This window comes from Pseudomonas sp. JR33AA, assembly GCF_021378985.1.
Taxonomy (GTDB): domain Bacteria; phylum Pseudomonadota; class Gammaproteobacteria; order Pseudomonadales; family Pseudomonadaceae; genus Aquipseudomonas; species Aquipseudomonas alloputida.
The window spans coordinates 1-13,593 of record NZ_JAJSAW010000031.1 but is presented as its reverse complement, the minus strand read 5'-3'; the positions used below and the strand labels follow the sequence as shown (position 1 = coordinate 13,593).

Annotated in this window: 10 protein-coding genes and 1 rRNA gene; 6 read left to right on the top strand and 5 right to left on the bottom strand. The window is 59.4% G+C overall.

The features are described from left to right. On the bottom strand, positions 1–903 hold a 903-nt coding region (locus LVS58_RS24715), incomplete at its 3' end, for a retention module-containing protein (protein WP_233693206.1). Between the two features lie 291 nt (positions 904–1,194). Further along, on the bottom strand, positions 1,195–1,512 hold the full coding sequence (locus tag LVS58_RS24710; RefSeq protein ID WP_233693205.1) for a hypothetical protein: 318 nt from the start codon (positions 1,510–1,512) through the stop codon (positions 1,195–1,197). A gap of 387 nt (positions 1,513–1,899) precedes the next feature. Here LVS58_RS24710 and LVS58_RS24705 point away from each other — a divergent pair, with 387 nt between their 5' ends. Further along, positions 1,900–4,056: a type I secretion system permease/ATPase gene (locus tag LVS58_RS24705; protein WP_233693204.1), complete on the top strand. Its 2,157-nt coding sequence runs from the start codon at positions 1,900–1,902 to the stop codon at positions 4,054–4,056. Between the two features lie 7 nt (positions 4,057–4,063). Beyond that, positions 4,064–5,422 carry an HlyD family type I secretion periplasmic adaptor subunit gene (locus LVS58_RS24700; RefSeq protein ID WP_233693209.1) on the top strand — a complete coding sequence of 453 codons (1,359 nt, stop codon included), beginning with the start codon at positions 4,064–4,066 and terminating at the stop codon, positions 5,420–5,422. Between the two features lie 152 nt (positions 5,423–5,574). On the opposite strand, the gene lapD is transcribed toward LVS58_RS24700, so the two are convergent. After that, positions 5,575–7,521 (bottom strand): cyclic di-GMP receptor LapD, encoded by a 1,947-nt coding sequence (lapD, locus tag LVS58_RS24695; RefSeq protein WP_233693203.1) that lies wholly within the window; start codon positions 7,519–7,521, stop codon positions 5,575–5,577. A gap of 10 nt (positions 7,522–7,531) precedes the next feature. Beyond that, complete coding sequence (lapG, locus tag LVS58_RS24690) at positions 7,532–8,293, bottom strand: cysteine protease LapG (protein WP_233693202.1); 762 nt, start codon at positions 8,291–8,293, stop codon at positions 7,532–7,534. Positions 8,294–8,496: 203 nt separating this feature from the next. Here lapG and LVS58_RS24685 point away from each other — a divergent pair, with 203 nt between their 5' ends. The 4 genes from LVS58_RS24685 to LVS58_RS24670 all read left to right on the top strand — a co-directional run bounded on the left by LVS58_RS24685 (position 8,497) and on the right by LVS58_RS24670 (position 13,337). Then, complete coding sequence (locus tag LVS58_RS24685) at positions 8,497–9,186, top strand: GntR family transcriptional regulator (RefSeq protein WP_233693201.1); 690 nt, start codon at positions 8,497–8,499, stop codon at positions 9,184–9,186. 106 nt (positions 9,187–9,292) lie between these two features. Continuing rightward, the gene (locus tag LVS58_RS24680; protein ID WP_233693200.1) at positions 9,293–9,796 is read left to right on the top strand and encodes a sigma-70 family RNA polymerase sigma factor; all 504 of its coding nucleotides are present in this window, start codon (positions 9,293–9,295) and stop codon (positions 9,794–9,796) included. A gap of 4 nt (positions 9,797–9,800) precedes the next feature. Continuing rightward, positions 9,801–10,757 carry a FecR family protein gene (locus LVS58_RS24675; protein WP_233693208.1) on the top strand — a complete coding sequence of 319 codons (957 nt, stop codon included), beginning with the start codon at positions 9,801–9,803 and terminating at the stop codon, positions 10,755–10,757. 165 nt (positions 10,758–10,922) lie between these two features. Continuing rightward, positions 10,923–13,337, top strand: coding sequence for a TonB-dependent siderophore receptor (locus tag LVS58_RS24670; RefSeq protein WP_325175994.1), 2,415 nt, complete (start codon positions 10,923–10,925; stop codon positions 13,335–13,337). A 66-nt stretch (positions 13,338–13,403) separates the two neighbouring features. On the opposite strand, the gene rrf is transcribed toward LVS58_RS24670, so the two are convergent. Further along, positions 13,404–13,519, bottom strand: a 5S ribosomal RNA gene (gene rrf / locus LVS58_RS24665). Between the last annotated feature and the right edge of the window lie 74 nt (positions 13,520–13,593).

The following is a 13,593-nucleotide window of genomic DNA, read 5'->3' as shown; positions in this document are numbered from 1 at the left end:
GGTCACGGTGTAGGTGATCACGCCGCCTTCAGTCACGCTTGGCGAAGCGGTCAGGGTTGCGGTTGTAGTGTCGATTGTATCGGTCACTTGGGTAACCGCTGGCGTTTGCGGCAATGTCACCGTCAGCCCGCTACCACCGGAACTACCTGTCACGGTCGCCGAAATCTGGCCCCCGTCGATGTAGGGTGTGTCGTTTGCCGGAACTACGACGTTGACGCTACCGCTAGTCTGTCCAGCCGGAATGACGATCACGGCACCATTGGACAGAGTAATTACCAGGTTGGTGGTCGGAGCCTGACCAACAGTGGCGGTATAAACGATTACGCCACCCGCTTCACTGATAGAAGGGGTTGCGCCAAGCGTCAGCTCAGTAGCGACGTTGGTATCCGTGGGTGTGGTCACCAGGGTGTTGCCGTTAGTGTCCAGCAGGCCCACTTCTTGGTTATCGGGTACGCCCGCAAAGCCCAGCCCGTCAGTCGGGAAGCCTACCGTCGGGTCAACTCGCCCAGCCGTTTCTTCGAGCATCACGAAGCTGTGGCCACCGCCCAGCGCACCACCACCCGCTGATGACGGGCCAGCGGCGGTAGCTTCAAGCTCAGTAGTCGGGTCAACACCAGCAGCAATAGCCTGCTGCAGCTCTTCCACCGAAGGCGCGGCCTGGGCTGCCGCCTGGCTCAGGTCGGTGCTGCTGTCAGGCGCATCGGCGCTCCATTGGCTATCACGGCCCAGATCGAGCATACGGCCATCAGCCAACTCCAGAGTCACTGCGCCACCCGGACCGGTGAGCACTTCCTCACCGGTCAATAGACGGTCACCTTCGATAAGTACACGCCGGATGCCCTCTGGGGATACCGCAATAACCTGGCCGACAATGCTTTTGACGATGGCTACAACGCTGCTCATTGGACTCTCCGTGTGACCCGATGGGTACTTCCCTGCCAGAGCGGCGCTAGCTAGCCACTTCAGGCGGAACTATGTCGATGATCTCTTGACGTTTTTGACGTCAATATTCCGTCTATAACTTTTTGGAATTGCCTGACTGCCAAACTATTGACCTTATACATGCCATCCTAAACAATCGGCAATGTAATGTCACATTGATATTTATACCTTAGCCAAGCGTTTCCTCAGGACAAATGTCTTACATCATCTAAGAGGTGTGAAGCCGTCAGCTCCATCACTTTTTCATACGCCTCAACAGCCGTAAATCACGCGGCGCGATTGTCCTCCCTGGGCAATGTCAGCGTTACTGGCGTCAATATCCAGGTCACTATCAATTGCTTGGGCATTGAATGCCGAATAAGCACAAACCTTGCCGGAATGCGGCCAGGCAGAGGTAGATAACCCGCCAGAGCCGGGAGCCCTTGCCTGCTTGAGGCTCACCAGGCTTTCAACACCGCGCCAGCCACAAGCAGCAATTTGACGCAAATCAAAGAGATGACGCACGAGTGGGCAAACACTGGCAACCCGATCATGGGAAATCGCTTGCGAGTTTTGAATGCAGGTAAGCAAAGGATCTGCTTTCTATAGATGAATTTTGACTAACTAGCTGCAGATATGCGCCAACAAACCAGCGCCTGTTTACTGACAATGACTAAGCTGGAATCCATAGTCCTTGCTTCCCTTGGCGGAGTGGCAGGCTATGCTGCAAAAAGCCGGATGATGGCTGGATCAAAAATGAAACAATCATTGCCCCGCTAAGCCTGGTGAAAATGAAGCACGTAGAATTGTTTACTCAACACCGATTCAAGGCGAACATTGGCCAGCTGCTCAAGCACCAGGGCGTGATAACCCTTATCAGCACAGCTTTGCAGTACCGATAGAGAGCCAGGGTGAGCCGGCCTGACCTTAACGACGGCACACCCACCCCACCCACCACAAGGATGAAGAGAGCGCCGCGTGGAATCCGAAGTCAGTCGAGTCCAACTCAGCCACGATCCACGCAGTCAGCATGACGATCCCCTGCTGGATAGTCTGCTGAGCCTGTGTGTCCTGCACCAGAAGCCCGCCAGCCGGGTCATGCTGACAACAGGCCTACCGTTACCTGCCCAGCGCCTGAGCCCTGAACTGCTGCCCCGCGCTGCGGCACGGGCAGGCCTGCAGGGGCGCCTGCTTCAGCGAAAGCTGGAGCAGATTCCCAGTATCGCCATGCCGGCCATGCTGTTGCTCAAGGAGGGCCGCAGCGCGGTCCTGCTCGGCTGGGAGAACAATGACACCGCGCGCCTGCTACTCAGCGAGAGCGACGGTGGTGAGGTACACGTCAGCCGCGAAGCACTGCTAAGCGACTACAGCGGCCGGGTATTCTTCGCGCAGCCGCAGCACAAGTTCGATGTCAACCACGGCAACCTCATCCCACGCGCAAAGTCGTGGTTCCGCGACACCCTGCTGCGCAGCAAGTGGTTGTATATCGACGCCATCGCCGCCAGCCTGGTGATCAACCTGATCGCCTTGGCCGCGCCGCTGTTCGTGATGAACGTGTATGACCGGGTGGTGCCAAACCAGGCCACATCGACGCTCTGGGTACTGGCCATCGGTATCGCCGGCGCGTACATCTTCGATCTGATCCTCAAAGGCCTTCGCGGCCTGTGCCTGGACCTGGCCGGCAAGAAGACCGACCTGATCATCTCGGCAACGCTGTTTGAACGTATCGTCGGCATGTCGATGAAGTACCGGCCGGCGCGGGTCGGCAGCTTTGCCCAGAACATTCACGAGTTCCAGGGCCTGCGCGACTTCCTGGCCTCGCTGACCCTGACCAGCCTGATCGACCTGCCCTTTACCATCCTGATCTTGATCGTCATCGCCATCATTGGCGGGCACCTGGTGTGGATACCGATTATCGCCTTCCCGCTGGCTCTGGGCATCGGCTACGCCCTCCAACGGCCACTGATGGCGACCATGGAGCGGACCATGGCTTTGGCATCAGAGCGCCAGTCCAGCCTGATCGAAACCCTGGCGGGTCTGGATGCGGTAAAGGTCAACAACGCCGAAAGCGAACGCCAGTACATGTGGGAGCAAACCCTCGGCACCCTGAGCCGGCTGGAACTGCGCGTGAAAGTGCTGTCGAGCCTGGCGATGAACATCACCCTGCTGATCCAGCAACTGGCAGGCGTGGCAATGATCTGCGTCGGCGTGTACCTGATCATCGACGGCAACCTGAGCATGGGCGGCCTGGTGGCCTGCTACATGCTCAGTGGCCGCGCCCTCGGCCCGTTGGGCCAACTCAACGGCTTGCTCGCCCGCTACCAGCAAGCCAAGGTGACCATGGTCTCCACCGATCACATGATGGAGCTGCCACAAGAGCGCAACTTCGAAGAACGCCCGCTGAGCCGCAAGGTGCTACAGGGCAGCGTCGAGTTCCGCGGGGTCGACTTCACTTATCCGAACCAGCAGAACCTGGCGCTGAAGAATATCAACCTGACCATCCGCCCTGGCGAGAAAGTCGGCATCATCGGTCGCAGCGGCTCGGGCAAGAGCTCGCTGGCCAAGCTCATCGTCGGCCTGTACGAGGCCGATGGTGGCTCGCTGCTGGTCGATGGCGTCGACATTCGCCAGATCGATGTCAGCGAACTGCGCCACAATATCGGCTACGTCCCCCAGGACATCCAGCTGCTGGCCGGCACCTTGCGTGACAACCTGGTCAGCGGTGCCCGCTACATCGAGGACGAATTGATCCTGCAGGCCGCTGAACTGGCGGGCGTACATGAATTCGCCCGGCTGCACCCCGACGGCTACGAGCTGCAAGTGGGTGAACGCGGGCAGAACCTGTCCGGCGGTCAGCGGCAGAACGTCGCCTTGGGCCGTGCGCTGCTGCTCAACCCGCAGATCCTGCTGCTGGATGAGCCGACCAGCGCCATGGACAACACCGGTGAAGAGCGCCTCAAGCAGCGCCTGCAAGCGGTGGTGGAAGGCAAGACGGTACTGCTGGTCACGCACCGTGCCTCGTTGCTGTCACTGGTAGACCGGCTGATCGTGATCGATCGCGGACAGATTGTCGCCGACGGCCCGAAAGCCGCGGTCATGGATGCACTGAAGAAGGGGCAGATCAGTGTTGCATAAGCTGGATATGGGGCAATTCAAGGACGGCCTGCGGCGCTATTTCAAAGGCAGCGACTCGCTTGGCGGCCAGCCGCTGCCCGAGGTCAACAAAGCCCTGATCGAAGATGCACCGCGGGTGGTGCGGCTGACTATCTGGGGTGTGATCCTGTTCTTCGTGTTCTTGATTGTATGGGCCAGCGTGGCGCCCATCGACGAAGTTACGCGGGGTGAAGGCAAGGCCATTCCCTCTTCCAAGGTACAGAAGATCCAGAACCTGGAGGGCGGCATCGTCGCCGAAATCTTCGCCAAGGAGGGGCAGATCGTCGAAGTGGGCCAGCCATTGCTGCGCCTGGATGAAACCCGCTTCGCCTCCAACGTTGGTGAAACCGAGGCCGACCGCCTGGCCATGGCCCTGCGGGTCGAACGTTTGAGTGCCGAAGTACAGGACAGCCCGCTGATAATCGACGAAAAGCTGCGTAAAGCCGCGCCAAACCAGGCGGCCAGTGAAGAGTCGCTGTACCAGAGCCGGCGCCAGCAACTGCAGGACGAAATTGGCGGCCTGCAACAGCAGTTGGTCCAACGCCAGCAGGAACTGCGCGAATACAGCTCCAAGCGCACCCAGTACGCCAACAGCCTCGAGCTGCTGCGCAAGGAAATCGGTATGTCCGAACCGCTGGTGGCAACCGGCGCGATTTCCCAGGTTGAAGTGCTGCGCCTGCGCCGTGCTGAAGTGGAAAACCGCGGTCAACTGGACTCCACTGCGCTGGCGATCCCGCGCGCAGAGGCGGCCATCCGTGAGGTGCAAAGCAAGATCGAAGAGACGCGTGGCAAGTTCCGAAGTGAAGCGCTGACCCAGCTGAACGAGGCACGCACCGAACTGAACAAGGCAACCGCCACCAGCAAGGCGCTGGACGACCGGGTGCATCGCACACTGGTCACTTCGCCAGTACGCGGTATCGTCAAGCAACTGTTGGTGAACACCATTGGCGGGGTAATCCAGCCAGGTAGCGATATCATCGAAGTCGTGCCACTGGACGACACGCTGGTCATCGAGGCAAAGATCCTGCCCAAAGACATCGCCTTCCTGCACCCTGGCCAGGAAGCGACGGTCAAGTTCACCGCGTATGACTACACCATCTACGGTGGGCTCAAGGCCAAGCTGGAGCAGATTGGCGCCGACACCATTACCGATGAAGACAAGAAGACTACGTATTACCTGATCAAGCTGCGCACCGATCGCAGTCACCTGGGGACTGACGAGAAGCCACTGCTGATCATTCCGGGGATGGTGGCGACGGTGGATATCATGACAGGCAAGAAAACCATCATGAGCTACCTGCTCAAGCCGATCATGAAGGCGCGCTCGGAAGCGCTGCGCGAGCGGTGATAGCCAACCTGCTGGTTTCGCCATCGCTGTAGGCGCGGCCTCGCCGCGATAGGGCTGTACAAGCAGCCCTGCATATCGCTACGTGAACCTGGGCCCCTACGCGGCCCTTTGCCGGCTCTGGGCCGTTCCTACAGCGGCGCGCGAGAGGCTATTCAGCGCCAAGGCGCTGGCTCACCCACCAGTTGCCCCTGGATCCCGCCTACGCCCATCTCCAGCAACACCAACCGCTCCCCTTCCGTCTCGACTCGCTCGGCAATCAGCGGCAGGTCGATGCTATGCGCCGCGCGCTGAATCGCTTCGATGAACAGCCGCTTGTGCTGCTCATGATCGATGTTGCGGATGTAACTGCCGTCAATCTTCAGGTACGCCAGGCCCAAGTGCGCCAGGTTGCCAATCATGCTGAAGCGCCCACCGAAGCGCTGCAAAGCCAACCCGAAGCCAAGCCCATGCAGGCGCCGGGTGAGTTGCTCCAGTGCTGCCTGCTCAGGCAACTGCTCCTCACCAATTTCAAATACCAGCCGTGGGCCGAGCACCGCGTTCTGGCTCAGCAGCTCGAAAATGCGCTGGAGGGCCTTGGGGTCGGCCAGGGTGGCGGCGGACAGGTTCAACGCCAGTACCTGGTCATGCCCTCGCAGGTGCGCCAACACTTTCTCCAGCACCAGCACATCCAGCCGCGGCATCCAGCCGAAGCGCTCCAGCCAGGGCAGGAAGCGGCCCGCCGGCAGAGCCTCGTCCTGGCCATCGCGCAAACGCGAAATAACTTTGTGGTGCAGTACCCGTTGCGAGGAAGCGCACTCCATCACTGGCTGGAAGAACAGCTCGAAATGCCCATTGATGAACGCCTGGTCGAGCCGTTCGTGCCAGGCATGCTGGCTATCCGCAGCAACCGCAGCAACACCTTGCTCAAGGCAGACCCAGCCCGGCGTTGGCTGGTTCTCAGCGCGGGCCAGAGCCTCGTCGGCGAGCTTCAGCAACGCCTGTGGTGAATCACCGGGGCTGAATGGCGCCAGGCCTATACAAGCCACCGGGTCGATATCACTGGCCCCCGTTTCGTGCAGGCTCTGCAACGTTGCTTCCAGCGCCTGGGCAAGGTGTACTGCTTCCTCATGCACCATGCCCGGTGCCAGCACCGCAAACTCGCCGCCGCGGCTGCGGGAAATGAGGTCGTTGGTTTCCGGGTAGCTGGCACAAGTACGGCGCAGCTGTTCACCTACCGCTTGCAGCAACTGGTCGGTACGCTGGCCGCCAAGGCGGGCGTTCAGGCCAGCCAGGCCCTGAACCCGCAGCAACAACAGGTAGCCGGCGCGCGCGTCTTCCAGGTTGCTTACCCGGTTGTTCAGCTGCATTTCGAAATAGCGGCGGTTCGACAGCCCGGTCAGGCTGTCCTGGTAGGACTCCGCACGCAGCCGCTCGCTGCGCTCGGCTTGCTCGGTGAACAGGGCTTTGAGCTTCTCGACCATCTGGTTCATCGCTTGCACCACGCGGCGAAGCTCCGGCGTGCGTGGCAACTCTGGCAGGCTGAGGAATTCGCGGCGGGCAATAGCGTGGGATTGCTCGACCATGTAGTCCAGCGGCTTCAACTGGCGGCGCAACAGCAAAGCACCAAGCACGGCACTGGCCGCTCCGCACAACAGTAACCAACCCAGGCTGCCCAAGGCACTTTGCCAAAGTTTGGCAATGGCGAACATCGGGTGGCTGATCACTTCAACGCGCGCGGCCTGCTGCCAGCCACGACTGACGATTGCATCACCGCCGGCGGCCTCAAGGCCGATCAGGCGCACGAACCAAAGCGGCACACCGCCAGGGTCTGGCTCTGCGTGACGCTCCACCAGCACGGCATTGGAACCCAGGTCGACGACCTTGATGCTTGCATAGTAACCACTGTCGAAAATCGAGCTGACCATCAGCTCGACCATCGCGGGGTCGTCGATATTCGGCGTCAGCGAAAGCGCCAGCGCGGTGGCCGCATCCTGGGCGTGCGAGCGCAGCTGGTTGACGTACTGACTGCGCGAGCTTTCCAGGCTGACCATGAAACTGCCACTGAAGGCGACCACCAGGAACAGGCAAATGGCCAACAGCAATTGTTTGAACAGTGACATCTGTGCTCCTTCAGTAAACCGGCTCGGCCGGGAACCCTTCGGCCTGCATTTTCTTCAACAAATCCTGCCAGCGTGACAGCCGCTTGGTATCACCAACCTTCTTGTTCCCTGCGGCGCCCGTCAGCCACAACCCCTCGCCATTGAACGCGTACACCGGCAGCAGATCGGTACGCTGGCTTGCCGGCTTGATGGCATCCATCAGACTGTCCAGCACCAAAGGCTGGGCCTGTGGGCTTGAATAATAGGTCAGGACCATGTGTGCCCGGTTCTGCCGCAGCGCCTTGACGTAGGTGATGCGCAGTTTTTCGCTGGGGATTCCCATGCGCCGTAGACTGAAATATTTGGCGATGGCGTAATCCTCGCAGTCCCCTGCACCTTTGATCAGTGCCTGCACCGGTGTGGCCCAGTAGTCGACCTCATGCCACAGATCGATATCCTCGACATAACGCAATTGCTGGTTGAAGAAGCGGTTGACCACTTGCAACCGTTCAAGCTCGGTACCCTGCTTCTGCGTGGCCATCAGGCTCTGCCAGGCATCAATGCGACCCTGCCCGGTACCTAGTGGGCCGTACAAAGCCTGCGACTTGCGGCTGATCTGGGAGAAATCCCAATCCGCGTGCAAGCCGCCCAGCAGAAGACTGCCCAGCAGCGCGGCAAAGCCGACATATCGCACTACGGTTTTGAGCAACCAGGATATCGCCACTGCGAAGCCCTGTTCAGACCAGTCGAAAGCAGCGATGGTGGGCCTTGCCACCGCAAAAGACAATGGCACCCTGCAATCACGCACCCGGCTGTCAGCCCACCTATACTTTATGCTTACATCTTTCGATAGGCAGCTTCCTTTGACGTGTGACTTCCTCCACCATAGCCGCGCTTTTGGGGCGCCCGTACCAGTGTGGGCGCAGGTTTGACACCCTCACAAGCTGTTACTAGTGTCATTGGATCCAATATAGTCATCGTTGAGGCAGGCGTCGCGTGGCCAAGAAAATCAAATTGAGCAATGTGCTGGCCAGCGAGCAGTTGCCGCCGCATCAGGCCCGTGGCGTGATCGAAGAACGTCTGCGCAGCGCCATTCTCGATGGTCGCTTGCCCCCTGGTACTGCGGTTCGCCAACAAGAGCTCGCCACCTTGTACGGCGTTAGCCGCATGCCCGTGCGCGAAGCCCTGCGCCAGCTCGAAGCCCAGTCCCTGCTGAAGGTGGAGATGCACAAGGGCGCCGTTGTTGCGCCGTTGATCGGCGAGGATGCAGTGGACACCTATGCCCTTCGCGTATTGCTCGAGAGCGAGGCGCTGCGCCAGTCTATCCCGCTGCTTGATGCCAGCGACATTGCCACCGCCCGCGGGTATATCCAGCAATTGGAGAACGAGGCCAGCCACGCTGAAATTGGCCGCCTCAACCGCCTGTTCCACATGGCGCTGTACAGCAAGGCACCGAACAAGAAACTACTGCGCCTTATCGAGAACGAATTGAACGAGGAAGAACGCTTCCTGCGTTTCCATCTTTCGTCCATGGGCTTGGGCAAGCTCACTCAGGACGATCACAACGCTCTGGTAGATGCAGCCAGCGACAAGCTGGTGGACGAAGCGGTAGCGGTGCTGGAACGGCACCTCAATGGCGGGGCGCGGGTGATCCGCAATTACCTGGATACGCAATTGGCGCGTTAGCCCATTACCGGCTTCACGCGGTAACTGATGGGTTGCAAATTAATCCTGCTCCGCCAACAATGAGACTAATTATCATTAACGTCCATTGATGCCGGCGCCCTCTTCCATGCCCAGCAACGATTCCGTGCAAACGCTCTACAGTGACCACCACGGCTGGTTGCATACCTGGCTGCGTAGCAAGCTCGGCAACGCAGCCGATGCGGCTGACCTGGCCCAGGATACCTTCGTCCGCTTGCTACAGCGTCGTGAACAATTGCAGCTGAATGCACCCAGGGCCTTCCTGCGCACAGTAGCGCGTGGGCTGGTTATCGATCATTGGCGGCGCGAGGAACTGCACAGGGCCTACCTGGAGGCTTTGGCCCATGTGCCGGAAGCACTGGTCCCCTCAGTCGAGACCCGCGAGCTGCTGCTGGAATTGCTCGAGCGTATTGCACGCATGCTCGACGGTCTCAAACCCAAGGTACGTCGTGCATTCCTGCTGGCTCAATGCGAGGGGCTGAAGCATCAGACCATCGCCGAACAGATGGGGATCTCCGTACGCACCGTTGAGCGCTACATCGCCGATGCGCTCTATCACTGCTACGTGCTGCGCTATGAAGACGGCTGCTGAATCCATGACCGTCGCACACCCTGATACCAAAACGGTCAGGCAGGCCATTCAGTGGATGCTGCGGCTACGTGAGAGCGGGCACGATCCGGCTCTGCAACAACAGTGCGCGCAATGGCGCAGCATCCACTCCGAGAACGAACAGGCCTGGCAGCGTGTGGTTCACCTTCATCAGGACCTTGACCTGCGCGCTATCCCCGGTGCCGGGTTGGCATTGCAGACATTGGAAACCAGCCAGCAGCGCCTGCGCCGTCGGCAGGCACTGAAGCTCCTTGGTGGCGTCGTCATGGCAGGATCGGCGAGCTGGCTGGCCAAAGACCTCGATACTGTCAGCGCCTGGGCGTCAGACTATGCCACCGGCACGGGCGAGCGACGCGTCTTCGCCCTGCCCGATGGCTCACTGATGCAACTCAACACCTGCAGTGCTGTGGACCTGGTCTTCAATGATCAACAACATCTGGTTCGCCTGAAGCATGGGGAACTGATGATCACCTGCACCCCACGGCATCCCCTTTTGGTAGAAACCCGCGACGCGCGGCTGGAAGGTTTCGAAGGGCGCTTTGTGGCCTATCAGGATAGTGACAGCACACGTGTCAGCGTCAGCCACGGCAGAGTGGCGATACACCGGCCTGGTACTGGCCGACTCCAGTGGATCGAAAGTGGCCAGAACTGGCGTCTGGATGCTCAAGGCGCGCACCGGCTCGCGCGCATGGACATGGATGCGATGGCCTGGACTGAAGGGCTGATCGTCACCCAGGACATGCGCCTCTCCAACTTCCTCGCGCAGGTCAACCGCTATCGCCACGGTTACCTGGGCTGCAGCAATGAGATTGCCGACCTGCGCCTGTCGGGGGTGTTCCGCCTCGAAGACCCTGAACAACTGCTTCGGCTGCTACCGCAGACGTTGCCCGTACGACTTCGTCGACATACACGCTGGTGGGTGCATGTAGAGAGCATGAGCTGATAAGGCGTTATCGATTTCTGACGGGTTTTGAATCCAGGTCCGGCTAGGACAGTAAGCGACACTTTCTGCCCTCGACACTTCAATGGACCCTTCATGTCTACCCACCCGATGTTAACCCACACGTTCAGTCCGAATGATTTTTGTCCCCTCCTGCAATCAGCTCGCTTGCGCCATGCCATCCAGGCTGTTCTGTTTGGTACCGCACTGAGCCTGGCAACTGTTCCGCAACTTTCCGTAGCGGCCGACACAGCCGAAGTGAGCCATCACTATGCGATACCGGCTGGCCAACTGACCGACGTGCTCAATAAAGTCGCTCGCCAGGCCGGCATCACCCTGTCGAGCACGCCGCAGCTGACCGATGGCCTGCATTCCAACGGACTGCAGGGGCAGTACACCACCGATCAGGCGCTGCGCCAGTTGTTGAATGGCAGCGGATTGGAAGCCGTCAGCCAGGAGGGACGTAACTATGTGCTGCAGGCACAGCGTCAGAACGCTGCCCTGGCATTGCCCGACACCGACATCCGTAGTTTCTCCCTCGGCAACGCATTGGGCAGCATGGAGGGTTACAACGCCACGCACAGCCAGGTGGCGACCAAGACCAGCATGCCTCTGGTGGAGACATCCCAATCGGTCTCGGTAGTGACTCGCCAGCAAATGGACGATCAGGGCTCTCAGACCGTTGCCCAAGCCATGCGCTACACGCCTGGAGTGATGACCAACCCGTACGGTGCCACCCATCGCTACGACTATGTAGCCATGCGCGGCTTCAACGACGGTTCAGTGGACAACATCTACGTCGATGGGCTCAAGTCAATGGGAGATAACGGCACCTACAGCACCATGCAGGTAGACCCATACTTCCTTGAGCGCATCGACATTCTCAAGGGACCGTCTTCGGTACTGTACGGGCGAAGCTCGCCGGGTGGCCTGGTAGCCCTGACCACCAAGAAGCCACTCTTTGCCCCTTACCATCAGGTTCAGGCCACGGTGGGCACTCAGGGTCAGCGTGGTTTTGGCTTCGACTTCAGTGGTCCTGTGGATGACGACAAACGCATTGCGTATCGCCTGACGGGTTTGGCGGATGCTTCCGACACTCAGTTCGACCATAACAAGGAAGAACGTTACGCCATCGCCCCCGCTATCAGCGTCGACTTCACCGAAGACACCTCGCTCACGCTGCAGGCCTATTTGCAACACGACCCTAACGGCGGGTACCACGGCGGCAACCCTGCGGATGGCATGCTGCACAAGCGCAACGGTATACGCCTGTCAGACCATTTTTTCGAGGGCGAGCCGAATATCGACAACTACGAGCGCACTCAGCAGTCCTTCAGCTACCAGTTTGAGCATCGCTTCAATGATGTGTTCACCGCACGGCAGAACTTCCGCTATCAGGACTCCGACGTGTCGATGGATCAGGTGTACTCCGCCGGCTGGGCAGATGTTGACAGCAACATGTTAAATCGCGCCTATACCGGCGGCGACGAGCGTCTGCATTCGTACATCATCGATAACATGCTGCAGGCAGAATTCTTTACTGGGGCCGCCAAGCACACCTTGCTACTGGGGGCTGACTACCAGCGGCGCAAAGCTGACGTGGCTTGGCGCTATGGCACCGTCGACCCGCTGGATGCCGGCAATCCGCAGTACGGCAATGGCAACCTTCAGGTACTGGGCGAGAACCGCTACCAGCGGCGTTTGCAACAAACTGGTGTGTACCTGCAGGATCTGGTGGAGCTGGACCAGTGGCGCTTTTCCTTGGGGCTGCGCCAGGACTGGGTGAAGGTGTCCGAAGAGAACCGTGACAGCGACAGCAAGGTCAGTGATCAACGCTCCAGGTTTACCTCCCGGGCAGGGGTGCTCTACCTGTTCGAGAACGGCATTGCGCCCTACATCAGCTACTCGGAGTCGTTCAACCCGAACACCGTGTCCGACCAGCAAGGCCGGCCGCTGGCACCGACGGAGGGCACTCAGTGGGAAGCCGGCATCAAATATCAGCCACCAGGGAGCGACAACCTGTTCACCGCATCGGTGTTCCGCATCGAGCAGGAGAATCTGGCCTCTAAACAGCCAAACGAAGACTTCTATCGCCCTGTCGGTGAAGTCCGCTCGCAAGGACTGGAGCTGGAGGCCCATGTGCAGCTGACCGACAGCCTCAAACTGCTGGGTGGCTATACCTTCACCGATATCGAGTATTCGAAGTCAATGCCAAGCCTTGTGTCGGGCAACCTGGACAATAAGGGTAATTCGCCGACTCAGGCACCGAAACAGATGCTCTCACTGTGGGCCGACTATAACTTTCGCCAGGAGGCACTGGATGGCCTGCGGCTGGGCGGTGGGGTGCGATATGTGGGGTACAGCTGGGTGGATGCGGAAAACAGCATGAAGGTGCCTTCCTACACACTGTTCGACGCCTCGATCGGCTATGACTTGGGCAAGGTCGGCCTGACAGGGGTGGATGTGCGCCTGAACGCCAACAACCTTACCAATGAAAGCTACATCACCTCATGTGCCAGCCTGAATTACTGCTACATGGGTGAAGAACGCAATGTGAGCGCCACGGTCAGCTACCAGTTCTAACCGATATTGAAACCCGAAAAAGACAAAGCCCCTGTCTGCATCGCAGACAGGGGCTTTGGGTTTGAATCTTGACGATGACCTACTCTCACATGGGGAAACCCCACACTACCATCGGCGATGCATCGTTTCACTGCTGAGTTCGGGATGGGATCAGGTGGTTCCAATGCTCTATGGTCGTCAAGAAATTCGTTGTGCTGGCCCGTCCCTAGGACGTGCCTGCGAATCTCTGTAGTTCCTACTTAAAGACAAAACCCCC